14 protein-coding genes are annotated in these 14,165 nt (G+C 63.4%); 9 read left to right on the forward strand and 5 right to left on the reverse strand.

What is annotated here, in order from left to right:
- Positions 1 to 46 precede the first annotated feature (46 nt).
- From BHK69_RS18320 to BHK69_RS18345, 6 genes are all read left to right on the forward strand, one after another.
- Positions 47 to 1,069 (forward strand): amino acid ABC transporter substrate-binding protein, encoded by a 1,023-nt coding sequence (locus BHK69_RS18320; RefSeq protein WP_069691344.1) that lies wholly within the window; start codon positions 47 to 49, stop codon positions 1,067 to 1,069.
- A gap of 150 nt (positions 1,070 to 1,219) precedes the next feature.
- Entirely contained in the window at positions 1,220 to 2,242 is a 1,023-nt protein-coding gene (locus tag BHK69_RS18325; RefSeq protein WP_069691345.1) for an amino acid ABC transporter substrate-binding protein, read from the forward strand.
- Between the two features lie 252 nt (positions 2,243 to 2,494).
- Complete coding sequence (locus BHK69_RS18330; RefSeq protein ID WP_425285576.1) at positions 2,495 to 3,883, forward strand: amino acid ABC transporter permease; 1,389 nt, start codon at positions 2,495 to 2,497, stop codon at positions 3,881 to 3,883.
- A gap of 10 nt (positions 3,884 to 3,893) precedes the next feature.
- Positions 3,894 to 5,273, forward strand: coding sequence for an amino acid ABC transporter permease (locus BHK69_RS18335; RefSeq protein ID WP_069691347.1), 1,380 nt, complete (start codon positions 3,894 to 3,896; stop codon positions 5,271 to 5,273).
- 20 nt (positions 5,274 to 5,293) lie between these two features.
- A complete protein-coding gene (locus BHK69_RS18340; RefSeq protein ID WP_069693781.1) occupies positions 5,294 to 6,085 on the forward strand; it encodes an amino acid ABC transporter ATP-binding protein in 792 nt (263 codons plus the stop codon).
- Between the two features lie 170 nt (positions 6,086 to 6,255).
- Entirely contained in the window at positions 6,256 to 6,558 is a 303-nt protein-coding gene (locus BHK69_RS18345) for a hypothetical protein (RefSeq protein WP_069691348.1), read from the forward strand.
- An 84-nt stretch (positions 6,559 to 6,642) separates the two neighbouring features.
- Here BHK69_RS18345 and BHK69_RS18350 read toward each other — a convergent pair whose 3' ends face one another.
- Both BHK69_RS18350 and BHK69_RS18355 read right to left on the reverse strand, forming a co-directional pair.
- On the reverse strand, positions 6,643 to 7,815 hold the full coding sequence (locus BHK69_RS18350; protein ID WP_199578937.1) for a glycerophosphodiester phosphodiesterase: 1,173 nt from the start codon (positions 7,813 to 7,815) through the stop codon (positions 6,643 to 6,645).
- 81 nt (positions 7,816 to 7,896) lie between these two features.
- Positions 7,897 to 8,151, reverse strand: a complete 255-nt coding sequence (locus tag BHK69_RS18355) for a DUF6356 family protein (protein WP_069691349.1) — start codon at positions 8,149 to 8,151, stop codon at positions 7,897 to 7,899.
- 116 nt (positions 8,152 to 8,267) lie between these two features.
- On the opposite strand from BHK69_RS18355, the gene BHK69_RS18360 reads away from it, so the two are divergent.
- Positions 8,268 to 8,747, forward strand: a complete 480-nt coding sequence (locus tag BHK69_RS18360) for an Lrp/AsnC family transcriptional regulator (protein ID WP_069691350.1) — start codon at positions 8,268 to 8,270, stop codon at positions 8,745 to 8,747.
- A 22-nt stretch (positions 8,748 to 8,769) separates the two neighbouring features.
- On the opposite strand, the gene BHK69_RS32910 is transcribed toward BHK69_RS18360, so the two are convergent.
- Positions 8,770 to 8,910, reverse strand: a complete 141-nt coding sequence (locus BHK69_RS32910) for a hypothetical protein (protein WP_175525400.1) — start codon at positions 8,908 to 8,910, stop codon at positions 8,770 to 8,772.
- A gap of 491 nt (positions 8,911 to 9,401) precedes the next feature.
- Here BHK69_RS32910 and BHK69_RS18370 point away from each other — a divergent pair, with 491 nt between their 5' ends.
- Both BHK69_RS18370 and guaA read left to right on the forward strand, forming a co-directional pair.
- A complete protein-coding gene (locus BHK69_RS18370) occupies positions 9,402 to 10,700 on the forward strand; it encodes an RsmB/NOP family class I SAM-dependent RNA methyltransferase (RefSeq protein ID WP_069691352.1) in 1,299 nt (432 codons plus the stop codon).
- Positions 10,701 to 10,749: 49 nt separating this feature from the next.
- A complete protein-coding gene (gene guaA, locus BHK69_RS18375; RefSeq protein WP_069691353.1) occupies positions 10,750 to 12,315 on the forward strand; it encodes a glutamine-hydrolyzing GMP synthase in 1,566 nt (521 codons plus the stop codon).
- Between the two features lie 263 nt (positions 12,316 to 12,578).
- On the opposite strand, the gene BHK69_RS18380 is transcribed toward guaA, so the two are convergent.
- Positions 12,579 to 13,178, reverse strand: a complete 600-nt coding sequence (locus tag BHK69_RS18380) for an NADPH-dependent F420 reductase (RefSeq protein WP_069691354.1) — start codon at positions 13,176 to 13,178, stop codon at positions 12,579 to 12,581.
- A 204-nt stretch (positions 13,179 to 13,382) separates the two neighbouring features.
- Complete coding sequence (locus BHK69_RS18385) at positions 13,383 to 14,117, reverse strand: SDR family NAD(P)-dependent oxidoreductase (RefSeq protein WP_069691355.1); 735 nt, start codon at positions 14,115 to 14,117, stop codon at positions 13,383 to 13,385.
- Positions 14,118 to 14,165: the final 48 nt, after the last annotated feature.

Here is a 14,165-nt window from a genome sequence, read left to right on the forward strand (position 1 = left end):
ATTTCGAGAACGGGAAGAACCCGTTCCGCCAACAGGGGAAACAACCATGAATAAATTTTACGCCGCCGCGATCGCCGCGGCAGCAACCATCGCTTGCGTCGGCGGAGCGCAAGCGCAGACCGGCACGCTTGCCCAGGTCAAGAGCCGAGGGATTCTCCATTGCGGTTCGGGGACGGGCCTTGCCGGCTTCGGTATTCCCGATGCCCAGGGTAACTGGACAGGCCTGGACGTCGATCTCTGCCGCGCGGTCGCGGCGGCGGTCTTCAACGATCCGCTGAAGGTCAAGTTCATCCCGCTCTCGGCCAAGGACCGGTTCACCTCGCTGCAATCGGGTGAGGTCGATCTGCTCTCGCGCACCACGACCTGGACGCTGTCGCGCGACACCTCGCTCGGGCTCAATTTCGCGGGCGTGAACTATTATGACGGCCAAGGCTTCCTGGTCCGCAAGAAACTCGGCGTCGACTCCGCGTTGAAGCTTGCCGGGGGATCCATCTGCACGCAGCAGGGCACGACCACGGAACTCAACCTTGCGGACTATTTCCGGTCCAACAAGATGAAGTACGAAGTCGTTGCCTTCGCGAGCAACACCGAGACCGTCAAGGCCTATGAGGCAGGCCGCTGCGACGCCTTCACCACGGACGCTTCGGGTCTTTATGCCGAGCGCCTGAACCTGACGACGCCTGCCGACCACATCGTCCTGCCTGAGATCATCTCGAAGGAGCCGCTCGGCCCCGTCGTTCGCCATGGTGACGACAACTGGCTCGACATCGTCAAATGGACTCACTTTGCCATGCTGAACGCCGAGGAACTCGGCATCACCAAGGCAAATGTCGACGAGATGCTGAAATCGGACAATCCCGAGATCAAGCGCTTCGTCGGCACCGAGGGCAAGTTCGGCGAACCGATGGGCCTGACCAATGACTGGGCCTACCGGATCATCAAGCATGTCGGCAATTACGGCGAGGTCTTCGAGAAGAATGTCGGCCAGGGCTCGCTCCTGAAGATCGCGCGCGGCCAGAACGCGCTCTGGACCAAGGGGGGGCTGCAATACGCTCCGCCGATCCGCTGAAGCATCGCGAGCGATACGGCGCCGGCCTCGTGCCGGCGCCGTATCGATCCCGGCCCCGCGCCGTCCGCTACGCATCGAAAGCGCATGGTCCGGGACTTGCTAAGCGTTTTAGGTACGGGCGTAAGCCCGCACCTAAAACAGGGGAACGCAATGAAAAAGGCCGTCACGTCAGCACTGGTGCTCGCATCGCTCGCTCTCGGTGCGGGGGTTGCCCAGGCCCAGACAGGGTTGCTTCCGCAGGTCAAGGCGAGGGGCGTCGTCACATGCGGCACGAGCCCGGGCCTCGCCGGTTTCGCGATGCCCGATGCGCAGGGCAATTATACAGGCATCGACGTCGATCTTTGCCGCGCCTTGGCGGCCGCGATCTTCAACGACCCGCAGAAGGTCAAGTTCGTACCGCTTTCGTCAAAGGACCGCTTCACGGCGCTTCAGGCCGGCGAGGTCGATCTGCTCTCGCGCACCACGACCTGGACCTTGTCGCGCGACACCTCGCTCGGCCTCAACTTCGCTGGGATCAATTATTTCGACGGCCAAGGCTTCATGGTCCGCAAGAAGCTCGGCGTCGATTCCGCGCTCAAGCTCGCCGGCGCCTCGGTCTGCGTCGCGCAAGGCACGACCACCGAGTTGAACCTCGCCGACTTCTTCCGCGCCAACAAGATGAAGTACGAGGTCGTGGCCTTCGGCAGCGGCGACGAGACGATCAAGGCCTATGAATCCGGCCGCTGCGACGCCTTCACCACGGACTCATCGGGTCTTTACGCCGAGCGCCTGAAGCTTCAGATTCCGACGGACCATATCGTGCTGCCCGAGATCATCTCGAAGGAGCCGCTCGGCCCGGTTGTCCGCCATGGCGACGACAATTGGCTCGATATCGTCAAATGGACGCATAACGCGATGGTGAACGCCGAGGAGCTTGGCATCACCAAGGCCAATGTCGATGAGATGCTGAAATCGGAGAACCCCGAGATCAAGCGCTTCGTCGGCACCGAGGGCAAGTTCGGCGAGCCGATGGGCTTGAGCAATGATTGGGCTTATCGCATCGTCAAACTTGTCGGGAACTATGGCGAGGTTTTCGAGAAGAATGTCGGCGCGAGCTCGCCGCTGAAGATCGCGCGCGGTCAGAACGCGCTGTGGACCAAAGGGGGGTTGCAATACGCGCCGCCGATCCGTTGAGGCGCTCTAGAGCAGGAAGCGAAAAAGTGGGAACCGGTTTTTCGCATCGATCCTGCTCTCACTCTTTGGTGAGAGACGGATTCAGATTTCAGATGGGATCACTGCGTGATTCCATCTGAAATCATCCGGCTCTAGAGCGAAGATCTGTAGCGCGACGATCTGAGATCAGAAGGAAACATCCGGCGGCGGTCCTAGTCGCCGCCGGTTCACCTGCCGCAATCAAAACAAAAAAGGGCGTAACACGTGTCGACCATTCCGACCGAGACGGTTCAGCCGGGCAAGGCCTCGCTGCTCTACGATCCGAAGATAAGGGGCTATGTCTATCAGGCGGCCTTGCTCGCCGTTGTCGGTTTCCTGCTCTATTCGGCCGCGTCGAACGCCATCACCAATCTGCGTGCGCAGAAGATCGCGTCCGGCTTCGGCTTCTGGCACAATGCCGCGGGCTTCGACGTCAACCAGAAGCTGATCCCGTTCAGCGCCTCCGGCTCGACCTATGGCGAGGCTTTCTATGTCGGCCTTCTGAACACGCTGCTGGTCGCCTCGATCGGCATCGTGCTGTCGACCTTCCTCGGTTTCTTCGTCGGCGTGGCGCGGCTCTCCAGCAATTGGGTGCTGTCGAAGCTCGCGATGATCTATGTCGAGGTCATCCGCAACCTGCCGCTGCTGCTGCAATTGTTCTTCTGGTACAATGCGGTGCTGAAGCCGCTGCCCAATCCGCGCCAGTCGATCGATCTGCACTTCTTTGGTCTGGGATGGCCGTCTCCGCTTTTGACCGGACTCATGGCCATCGCAGCCGGCCTCGCATGGCTGCTCTACAAAAGCAGTGACAGGCTGGCGAATTCAGACCGCGACCGTGGTTTGGTCAAGCTCGTCAGCGGCGTCGTTCTGACGGTCGCCACGGTCATTTGGCTCGTCTATAGCGGCATTCTGCACGTCGTTTCGAGCGGCTTCCTGCTCAACAATCGCGGCCTCTACCTTCCTGATCCTCAGCTCGGCCCCGGCGGCTCTCTCATCGTCTGGACGTTCCTGATCGGCATCGTCGCCTCGATCATCTTCCGCGTCTGGGCCCGCAAGCAGCAGGAGGCGACAGGCAAGCAGTATCCGGTGGGCTGGATCGCGCTCGGCTTGATCGTGGTGCTGCCGTTCTTCGTCTATCTCGTCACGGGCCGCCCGGTCTCGTTCATCTATCCGGAGATCGCCGGCTTCAACCTGCGCGGCGGCATCCAGATCTTCCCGGAATTCGTCGCGCTGTTGCTGGGCCTTACGACCTACACCGCCGGCTTCATCGCCGAGGTTGTGCGCGCCGGCATTCTCGCTGTCTCGAAAGGGCAGACCGAGGCTGCCAATGCGCTGGGGCTGCGCGCCGGGCCGACCTTGAAGCTCGTCGTCATCCCGCAGGCCATGCGGGTGATCATCCCGCCCCTGACATCGAACTACCTCAACCTGACCAAGAACTCCTCGCTGGCGGTCGCGATCGGTTATCCCGATCTCGTCCAGGTCTTCACCGGCACGGTGCTGAACCAGACCGGGCAGGCGGTCGAGGTGGTCGCGATCACCATGGCGGTCTATCTCACGATCTCGCTCGTCACCTCGTTTTTCATGAATATCTACAACAAGCGCATGGCGCTGGTGGAACGGTGAGGGCGCCACGATGACCGACGCAACGCTCGAAAACTCACCTTACGCCTTCGTCCGCAAGGAGACGCTGCCTCAGGAAACCGCGCCGCTTTCGGTCGCGGGGCCTCTCGCCTGGGTCCGCGCCAACCTGTTCTCCGGCCCGGTCAATTCGATCCTGACGCTGCTCTGCGTCTACATCGTCGTGACCACCGTGCCGGAGATGGTGCGGTTCTACTTCATCGACGCCGTCTGGAGCGGCACCAACCGCGACGCATGCCTGGCCGACAAGATCGGCCGGCCGGTCGGCGCGTGCTGGGCCTATATCGCCGACCGCTTCCAGTACTTCATCTACGGCTCCTATCCGGTGCCGCAACGCTGGCGCGTCAACATCGTTTTCGCGATGTTCGCGCTCGGCGTCGTCTGGCTGCTCTGGGAAAGGGCGCCGCTGAAGAAGGTCGGCCTGTTCTTCTTCTTCGTCATGCTGCCGATCGGCGCCTATGTGCTGCTGCTCGGCGGCCCCAATGCCGAAGGCTTCCTGCGCTGGCTGATCATCCTGACGCTGGTGCTGATGGTGGTCTATCTGGTGCTGTCCTTCGTGCCGGCCCTGGCGCGTTTCTGGATCGGCCCTGCCTTCCTGGCCGTCGAGGAGGCGCAGCCGCCCTGGAAGCGCTTCTATCGACCCAAGCGCCTGATCCTGCTGTCGCTGGTCGTCTTCGGCCTGATCGCGATCCTGGCCGATACGATCGGCCTGCCGCGTGTCGACACCGGGCTTTGGGGCGGCATGACGGTGACCTTCCTGATCGCGGCTGTCGGCATCGTCTTCTCGCTTCCGCTCGGTGTCATCCTGGCGCTGGGACGGCGCTCAAGGCTGCCGATCATCCAGCTGCTCTCGGTGATCTTCATCGAGTTCGTTCGTGGCGTGCCGCTGATCACGGTGCTGTTCATGGCCAACACCATGCTGCCGTTGTTCGTGCCGCAGGAATATTCGCCGGACAGGCTGCTGCGGCCGCTGGTCGGCGTCGCACTCTTCGCCGCCGCCTATATGGCGGAGGTTATTCGCGGTGGCCTGCAGGCCATGCCGAAGGGCCAGTATGAAGGAGCGATGTCGCTCGGCCTGGGCTATTGGCAGATGATGCGGCTGATCATCCTGCCCCAGGCGCTGCGCATCGTCATTCCGGGCATCGTCAATACGTTCATCGGGCTGTTCAAGGATACGACGCTGGTCACCATCGTCGGCATCTTCGACTTCCTGCGCACCATCGAAGCGACCCTGGTCGATCCGACCTGGGCGACGCCGACCACACGCGCGACAGGCTATGCCTTCGCCGCGATGTTCTATTTCCTGTGTTGCTGGGGCATGTCGCGCTACTCGATCTCGGTCGAGAAGCGGATGGCCGCCGGTCAAAAGCGCTGAAGGGACAAACCAACATGACCATGGCAGAAACGAATACCGCGAGCCGCCCCGCCGCGCTGAAGCAGACCTCGCTGAACACACCGACCGCGGTCGAGATGGTCGGCGTCAACAAGTGGTATGGCGAGTTTCACGTGCTGCGCGACATCAACCTGAAGGTCGAGCGCGGCGAGAAGCTGGTGATCTGCGGACCGTCGGGCTCCGGCAAGTCGACGATGATCCGCTGCATCAACCGCCTGGAAGAGCACCAGAAGGGCACGATCATCGTCGACGGCACCGAACTCACCAACGATCTGAAGAAGATCGACGAGATCCGCCGCGATGTCGGCATGGTGTTCCAGCACTTCAACCTGTTCCCGCATCTGACGATCCTCGAGAACCTGACGCTGGCGCCGATCTGGGTCCGCAAGATGCCCAAGAAGGACGCCGAGGAGATCGGGATGCACTATCTCAAGCGCGTCAAGATTCCCGAGCAGGCCGCAAAATATCCCGGCCAGCTCTCCGGTGGCCAGCAGCAGCGCGTCGCCATCGCGCGCTCGCTCTGCATGAGCCCCAAGATCATGCTGTTCGACGAGCCGACCTCGGCGCTCGATCCCGAGATGGTCAAGGAGGTGCTCGACACCATGGTCTCGCTCGCCGATGAGGGCATGACCATGCTCTGCGTCACCCACGAAATGGGCTTCGCCCGCCAGGTCGCCGACCGGGTCATCTTCATGGATGCCGGGCAGATCGTCGAAATGAACGAGCCCAACGCCTTCTTCAAGAACCCGCAGCATGAGCGCACCAAGCTCTTCCTGAGCCAGATTCTGCACTGATCTGCGTTGGATAAGATAACATGGCGCGCCGGACTGTCCGGCGCGCCATGTTATTGGTGATAGCATCCGGTCATCGCGCCGCCGACTCTGAGTCAGTTCGGACAAACAGCAGCCGCTGCGGAACAAAATACCTCCGCACTCTGTTTTCCTCTCGAAATGGAGGAAACAAGATGAAACGCTTCATCCCCGCTCTCATAGCCGCCACGCTGATGACCGGCAGCGCCTATGCCCAGTCCATCAGTGTCGGTCCCGGCGGCGTCGGTGTCGATACGCGCGGCCCGCGCGAGCGCGTCATCGAGCGCGAAGTTCGCCGTGATGACCGCGACGGTTACGATCGTCGCTCGGACCGTGGTTATCGACGCGACGATCGTCGCCGAGTCGAGTTCCGCGACCGCGAGCGCTGCCGCACGGTCATCACGCGCGAGGAGACGCGGCGTGGCGTGATCAAGACGAGGCAGCGCGTCTGCAGCTGATCGACGGTCCAGGTTCGGCGCAACCCGAATTGAAAGGCCGTCCCGCTCGCGCGGGGCGGCCCTTTTTACGCGCCGTTCGGCAGCCTATTTGCCGTCGCGCGCCTTGACTGCGGCGTCCGGGAAATCCGAGAACAGCCCGTCGATGCCGAGGTCGAAGAACGCCTTGTACTCGGCGCCCGGATCACCCTTGTAGTTCGAGGCCAGGCGCTTGGGCTCGCTGCGGAAGGTCCAGCTATGGACGAAGAGCCCGGCAGCGTGAGCATTCCTAACGACATCGGTCGCTGGCAGCAGCACGCGGTCGCGCTCGTCGATCACACCGTCCTTGTTCAGATCCTGAGGCTTGCCGTCATCGCCCAGGACCTGCTTGGCCGGCAGGATGTAGGGCTTCCACGGGGCGACGCCGTCGGCATAGGTCTTGATCTCCTTCAGCCCTTCAGCCGTGACGAGATCCTTGAAGCTGCGCTTGTCGCCGGTGACGACGAAATCATAGGGCTTGTCGAAGGGAGCGGCCAGAACGATGCCGCCATCCTTGTCGACATCGTCGGCATCGACGAGCTGGATCAGGCGCAGCTGCGTCTTGCCGCGGAGATATTTCAAATTCGCGGTCTCGAAGCTCTGGATGATCACGGGCGAGGATTTCTCGGTCCAGCCCGCAGCCTTGAGTGCATCGAGCAGGCGGTCCTCGAGCGGCAGGCCGATCGCGGCGTGGAAGATCGAATGCTTGGTCTCGGGATAGATGCCGATGACGCGCCCAAGCCGAGTGCTCTCGGTCTTGGCGAGGTCGATGATCTCCTGCAGCGTCGGAATCTCGTATTTGCCGTTATGGGACTGGTCGCGATCGGCGAAGGCCTGCTTGGCCCGCAGGGTCTTGATCTCGGCGAGCGTGAAGTCGCCGGCGAACCAGTCGGTGGTGTCGACGCCGTCGATCTTGCGCGTGGTCTTGCGGCTGGCGAATTCCGGCCTGGTCGCGACGTCGGTCGTGCCGCTCATGATCGGCTCGTGCCGGGCGACCAGCACGCCGTCCTTCGTCGCCACGAGATCGGGCTCGATGAAATCGGCGCCCTGTTCGATCGCGAGCTTGTAGGATTCGAGCGTATGCTCGGGCCGGTAGCCGCTGGCGCCGCGATGGCCGACGATCAGCGGTTTCTGGCCCGACAAGGTCGGAGTGACTGTCTGAGCCATGGCTTCGGCTGCGCCCAGCACGCTGCAGCTGAGGCCGGCCAGCATCGTGGCACAGAGCAGGGTCGCTTTCATCATCGGTTCGGTCCTTGGTCGCGTTATCGTTGGCGCGACCATGATCAGGCGATGTGACAGGCCGGTGAAGTCGAAGGGCCGGGTCTATTCGGCCGGGGCGACCTGCACTGGGGCGGCCGGATGGGCGCTGCGGCGATCCATGTCGGCGACCATCCGGCGCGCCATCGTGCTCGCAGTCTTCTCGAAGCAGAAGGGCAGGAAGGCATGGACGAAGGCGCAGAACGACGCCGCGAACATGCGCCCGGAATAGCGCATGGCGACGCCGAAATGCTCGCCATAGGTCTCGCCAACCGTCTCGGGATGCTGCGTGAAGAGTTTGACCAGGCTGGGTTGTGGCATCGCGTTCTCCCTCATTTACGGAAAGAGTGCCCATAGGGGAGGAAGAGCGCTTCCCAATTATCAGAAAGAAATCCAGGATATCGGGATCATGTCCCCATTATGAGGGAAAACTCAGGATGGCGTCCCAAAGTCAGGGCCTCGACCCATTCGATCTCGCCATCCTGCGTGAGCTGCAGCGCGATTCGACCCGCAGCATCGAGGATCTCGCCGCGCTGGTGAACCTCTCGCGCAACGCCTGCTGGCGCAGGATCAAGCTGCTGGAGGAGGCCGGCGTCATCCGCGCCCGCGTCGCGCTGGTCGAGGCGTCGAAGGTCAATGCCGGGCTGACGGTGCTGATCCGGATCAGGACGAGCCAGCACAGCGCGAAATGGGCGGAAGCATTCCGGGATACGGTCAGGGCCCTGCCGGAAATCGTCGGCGCCTATCGCACCTCGGGCGAGGTCGACTACATCCTGCGGGCTCGCGTGCCGGACGTCGCGGCCTATGACAGGCTCTATCAGCGTCTCATCGCCCGCGTCGACATGGTCGATGTCGCGGCGAGCTTCGTCATGGAGGAGATCAAGGACACGACCGAAGTGCCGCTCGGCTACGCCTGAGCGACACTTCGGCCGGCATTCGTCAGTAGCGGTTCTCGAGCGTCGTCTTGGCGTCGAGGCGCTTCTTGGCCGGCGGCGTCAAATCCGGCGGCGGCGTGGTGGCGCAGGCGGCGAGCGCCAGCGTCATGAGCGCAGCAAGGGTGAGGCGGCTGAGGCGGATCATCGGCGGTTCCATTCGGTGGGAGCGGATCGCTTCTTCTTTCCGCCGATGCTGACGCCTCGTCAAGCAAGCTGTTTTACCCTTGGACCAATCACAAATACGCGCGGGAAGGGGGCCTGCCGTCGATTCCGCATCGGCGGCAGGGCGCTCCTCGGGACGCGCGGGCTGGGATGGCTAGAAGGTCCGGTTTTCCATCCGGATGGTCGCATCCGGCGAGCTGGCCGAAGGCTTCATCGGCGTCGCCTGCGGCTGGCCTTGAGTGTTCGACGTGCTCGTAAATGACGGATTCGAGCCCATGCTGGCGTGGGCAATGTCGTTCTCGATGCACCCTGCCAGGGACAGGGCCAAAGTAGCCAGGATTGTGATAGGAATTATGCGGACCATGATCGTACCTCACGAAATACCGGCATTGCCGGTCTCGCCCCCGCCGCCTAATTGTGCCATCACCGCGTCAATATTGTGTCGCGCATGCCGGCACGACACGGATCCGAAATATGACGCCCGCCGCCCGCATCAGCGCCGCCATCGAGGTGCTGGACGACCTCATCCAGCGCCGCCGCCCAGCCTCCGACGCGCTGAAGGATTGGGGCCTTTCACGGCGTTTCGCCGGCTCCAAGGACCGTGCCGCGATCGCCTCGCTCGTCTATGACGCGCTGCGCCGCAGGGCCTCCTCGGCCTTCGCCATGGCGGCGGAGACGCCGCGCGCGCTGGTGCTCGGCATGCTCGCTGGCTTGCGCGGCCTCAGCGCCGAGGAGATCGCGCTGCTCTGCTCGGGCGAGAATCACGCGCCCATGCCGCTCGATGCCGAGGAGTGGGGAAGGCTCGCCGCCTTCTCGCTCGATGGCGCGCCCGACTGGATCGGCGCCGACGTTCCGGAATGGCTCTGGCCGGCTTTCGCTGCGGGCTTCGGTAGGGATGCGGTGGGCGAGGGCCAGGCGCTGGCCGGCCGCGCGCCGATCGACATCCGCGCCAATCGCCTGAAATCGAGCCGCGACGCGCTGATGGCGGATCTGTCGCATGCCTCGCCCGAACCCGGCGCCTGGTCGCCCGATGCGCTGCGCTTCCAACCCGGCCATGATGGGCGCGGACCGTCATTGCAGGCAGAACCGTCCTTCTTCGCCGGCGGCTTCGAGATCCAGGATGAGGGCTCGCAACTCGTCACCTTGCTGGCCGGCGCGCAGCCGGGCCAGACCGTGATCGATCTCTGCGCCGGGGCTGGCGGCAAGACCTTGGCGCTGGCGGCGCTGATGGGCAATCAGGGGCGTCTGTTCGCGACCGACCTGGACAGCCGCAGGCTTGCACCGCTGCATGAGCGGCTGGCGCGCTCGGGTGCGACCAATGTCGAGATCCGCATTCCGCGCAGCCGCGGTCACGAGCCCCTGATCGATCTCGCGGGACAGGTCGATCTCGCCTTGGTCGATGCACCCTGCACGGGCTCGGGCACCTGGCGGCGCAATCCCGATGCGAAATGGCGTGTACGGCCGGGTGCTCTGGCCGAGCGGGTCAAGGACCAGGCCGAGGTTCTGGCGCGCGCAGCACGGCTGCTGAAGCCGGGCGGACGCATCGCCTATATCACCTGCTCGATGCTGCCGGACGAGAACGACGAGGCCATCCGGGCTTTCCTCGCGCGGCATGCCGGTTTCGCGGCGGTGCCGCTTACGCAAGTGCTGGCCTCGACCGAGGGTGACTTTGGTTTGCTCGCCCGTTTCGCCACGGAATTCGGTCTGCAGCTCTCACCGCACCGCACCGGGACGGACGGATTCTACCTGGCTTGCACGCAACGCATTGCCTGAAGGCCAACAGAACGTTGCACGCTCGCGCGCGATCCATTAACCGAACGCGATGACGAGCGAAAAAATCCACGACTCCATTCTCATCATCGACTTCGGCAGCCAGGTGACGCAGCTGATCGCGCGTCGCGTGCGCGAGATCGGCGTCTATTGCGAGATCGCCCCGTTCCAGTCGGCATCGGAGGCCTTCCAGCGCCTCAAGCCCAAGGGCGTGATCTTCTCGGGCGGCCCGGCCTCCGTGCCGGATGAGGGCTCGCCCCGCGCGCCGCAGGAGGTGTTCTCGACCGGACTGCCGGTGCTCGGCATTTGCTACGGCCAGCAGACCATGGCGCATCAGCTCGGCGGCAAGGTCGAGAGCGGCCACGCAGCTGAATTCGGCCGCGCCGATGTCGAGATCATCACACCCTCGGCGCTGTTCGAGGGCATCTGGGAGGAGGGCGGTCGCTATCCCGTCTGGATGAGCCATGGCGATCGCGTCACGCAGCTGCCTGCGGGCTTCTCGGTCAAGGCGACCTCGGAGAACGCGCCCTATGCGGTGGCGAGCGACGAGGAGCGGCGCTTCTATTCGACCATGTTCCACCCCGAGGTGGTGCATACGCCGGACGGCGCCAAGCTGCTGCGCAACTTCGTCGTCACCATCTGCGGCTGCGTGCCGGACTGGAGCATGGCGGCCTATCGCGCCGAAACCATCGCCAAGATCAAGGCACAGGTCGGCAAGGGCCGCGTCATCTGCGGCCTCTCCGGCGGCGTCGACTCGGCGGTTGCAGCGGTGCTGATCCATGAGGCGATCGGCGATCAGCTCACCTGCGTCTTCGTCGATCACGGCCTGATGCGGATGAACGAGGCCGAAGAGGTCGTGCGCCTGTTCCGCGACAGCTACAACATCCCGCTCGTTCATGTTGAAGCCGAAGCGCTTTTCCTCTCCGAGCTCGCCAAATGCGGCGCCGATCCGGAAGCCAAGCGCAAGACCATCGGCCGGCTCTTCATCGAGGTCTTCGACGCGGAAGCGAAGAAGCTCGGCGGCGCCGATTTCCTGGCCCAGGGCACGCTTTATCCCGACGTGATCGAGAGCGTCTCGTTCTCCGGCGGCCCGTCCGTGACGATCAAGTCGCACCACAATGTCGGCGGCCTGCCCGAGCGCATGAAGATGAAGCTCGTCGAGCCGTTGCGCGAGCTCTTCAAGGACGAGGTCCGCGTGCTTGGCCGTGAGCTTGGCCTGCCGGAAGCCTTCGTCGGCCGCCATCCCTTCCCGGGGCCGGGCCTCGCCATCCGCTGCCCCGGCGAGATCACCAGGGAGAAGCTCGACATCCTGCGCAAGGCCGATGCGATCTATCTCGACGAGATCCGCAAGGCGGGCCTCTATGACGTGATCTGGCAGGCTTTCGCCGTGCTGCTGCCGGTGCGCACTGTCGGCGTGATGGGCGACTACCGCACCTATGACCACGTGCTGGCGCTGCGCGCCGTGACCTCGGTCGACGGCATGACGGCCGATTTCTATCCCTACGACATGGCCTTCCTCGGCCGCACCGCGACCCGCATCATCAACGAGGTCAAGGGCATCAACCGCGTCGTCTACGACGTGACCAGCAAGCCGCCCGGCACGATCGAGTGGGAGTGACGGGGAGTACCGTGGGTCGTATCGGATAGCAGAGGACACGTGAGCGAATCCTAGGCCATCGATAGCAGTCGACTAGATTCCAGGCGACCGGCAGATCTGCCGCTCTGTTGGGCATCTTCCGGCTCTTTGAATGGCGCCCATACGTCGTCAGGCCCACCCCAACCTTCGCGACTTTGTAGCCTTCACATATTCGGTCGCGCGCTGCTCGAAGACGTTAGCGCGCGCGACCAGTTCTCGGCGTCGATCACACGGTCATGGATCGATTACTGCTCCTTCTTGAACACATCCTGGAAGATGAGCTGGCCCCAAGCGCGGCCACGTGCGTGCACCAGCGCGCCACCCTCGTTGAGCTTGCCCAGCTTGATGGGTGCAAAGCCGAGTTGTTTGGCCAAAGCCGCCACGGGAGCGATCGCGTCCTCGTCGTCACCAGACAGAAAGACGACCCGGTGGCCGCCCTCGACGATTGGGTCGGTAGCCAGGGTGGCCGCAATCAGGTGATTGAACCCTTTCACGAGCTTGGCGCCGGTGAACGCCTTCGCGACGAAGGCGGAGGACGGGAGACCGCCCAGCTCTTCAGGCTCTGGAAACGCGTTCGTCGCGTCGATGATCGTCTTGCCTTCCCAGCTCGGCAGGGCCTTCGCAACCTCGCGATGCGCCCCGAACGGGACCGCCAGGATGATCGTGTCGGCCTCGAGAGCCTCCCGCAGCGGTTTGGCGACGACCCTGGGTCCAATCGCCCGAGCCTGCGGCGCCAACGCCTCGGGCGGCCGGCGGCTCGCGACGGTCACCGCGATGTTCTTACGGGCGAAGGCGTGGGCGAGGGCCTGGCCTATGCTACCGAATCCTATAATCGCGTAGCTCATGATACTTCTCCTATCCGTGTTGATATTGATTCCCCGGCCTTCAACGGCGCGGGGTTATCCGTTCTGCTGTGTGGAGATCTTTGGGTAGACGTCCCGCCGTGAACGACTTCCGCGCGGCCGGACTGAGCGTTCAGCGCGGAAGTCGTTCCACCATGGACATGCTAGTTCCCGCGGATCAGCCAGTTCCGGCGATCCGACGCGAATTCAGATGGCCGAGAAGCCGCCGTCGACAGACAGCTCCACCCCATTCACGAAGCTCGAATCGTCTGAAGCAAGAAACAGCGCGACCGCCGCAATTTCCTCAGGACGACCCATCTTTCCCCGCGGGATCAGGGATTCGAACATCTGCTTCGCATCCTCGGTGAGGACTTGGTCCTGCATCGGTGTGGCGATCGGCCCTGGGTGCAGCACGTTCACCCGGATATTCCTGCCCTTCAGCTCGTTGAGCCACCCGCGTGCGAATGCGTGCAACGCCGCCTTGCTCGCCGCATACACGCTGTAACCAGGAAAACCTTTCACCGAGGCAACCGACCCGGTCATGAAGATCGATCCGCCATCGTTGAACAGCGGCAACGCCTTCTGGACCGTGAACAGCGTGCCGCGCGTATTCAGGCCGAAGGTCGCATCGAAATGCTGCTCGGTAATCTCGCCCAGTGGGATGGCTTCGCCCGTGCCAGCGCTCGCGTACAGGACGTCGATCCTGCCTTTTTCCCGTTTGACCGTGTCGAACAGACGGTCGAGGTCGTCGAGATTGGCCGCGTCGCCGCGCACGCCGGTCACGTTCCGGCCGATCAGCTTGACGGCCTCGTCGAGCGCCTCCTGTCTCCGGCCCGTGATGAAGACATAGGCGCCTTCTTCAACGAACCGCTTGGCGCTCGCCAGCGCCATGCCGCTCGATCCACCCGTGATGACTGCAACCTTACCCTCAAGCTTTCCCATGACTTTTCCTTTCAGACTCCGTCTTTGGTCGTTCGGGGAAGACCCCCG

Source organism: Bosea vaviloviae, assembly GCF_001741865.1.
In the GTDB taxonomy this organism is placed as follows: Bacteria; Pseudomonadota; Alphaproteobacteria; order Rhizobiales; family Beijerinckiaceae; genus Allobosea; species Allobosea vaviloviae.

Bases quoted from the DNA above. Each gene is read 5' to 3' on its own strand.
- BHK69_RS18320 (WP_069691344.1), top strand. From the start codon at position 47: ATGAATAAATTTTACGCCGCCGCGATCGCCGCGGCAGCAACCATCGCT.
- BHK69_RS18325 (WP_069691345.1), top strand. From the start codon at position 1,220: ATGAAAAAGGCCGTCACGTCAGCACTGGTGCTCGCATCGCTCGCTCTC.
- BHK69_RS18335 (WP_069691347.1), top strand. From the start codon at position 3,894: ATGACCGACGCAACGCTCGAAAACTCACCTTACGCCTTCGTCCGCAAG.
- BHK69_RS18340 (WP_069693781.1), top strand. From the start codon at position 5,294: ATGGCAGAAACGAATACCGCGAGCCGCCCCGCCGCGCTGAAGCAGACC.
- BHK69_RS18345 (WP_069691348.1), top strand. From the start codon at position 6,256: ATGAAACGCTTCATCCCCGCTCTCATAGCCGCCACGCTGATGACCGGC.
- BHK69_RS18350 (WP_199578937.1), bottom strand. From the start codon at position 7,815: ATGATGAAAGCGACCCTGCTCTGTGCCACGATGCTGGCCGGCCTCAGC.
- BHK69_RS18355 (WP_069691349.1), bottom strand. From the start codon at position 8,151: ATGCCACAACCCAGCCTGGTCAAACTCTTCACGCAGCATCCCGAGACG.
- BHK69_RS18360 (WP_069691350.1), top strand. From the start codon at position 8,268: ATGGCGTCCCAAAGTCAGGGCCTCGACCCATTCGATCTCGCCATCCTG.
- BHK69_RS32910 (WP_175525400.1), bottom strand. From the start codon at position 8,910: ATGATCCGCCTCAGCCGCCTCACCCTTGCTGCGCTCATGACGCTGGCG.
- BHK69_RS18370 (WP_069691352.1), top strand. From the start codon at position 9,402: ATGACGCCCGCCGCCCGCATCAGCGCCGCCATCGAGGTGCTGGACGAC.
- guaA (WP_069691353.1), top strand. From the start codon at position 10,750: ATGACGAGCGAAAAAATCCACGACTCCATTCTCATCATCGACTTCGGC.
- BHK69_RS18380 (WP_069691354.1), bottom strand. From the start codon at position 13,178: ATGAGCTACGCGATTATAGGATTCGGTAGCATAGGCCAGGCCCTCGCC.
- BHK69_RS18385 (WP_069691355.1), bottom strand. From the start codon at position 14,117: ATGGGAAAGCTTGAGGGTAAGGTTGCAGTCATCACGGGTGGATCGAGC.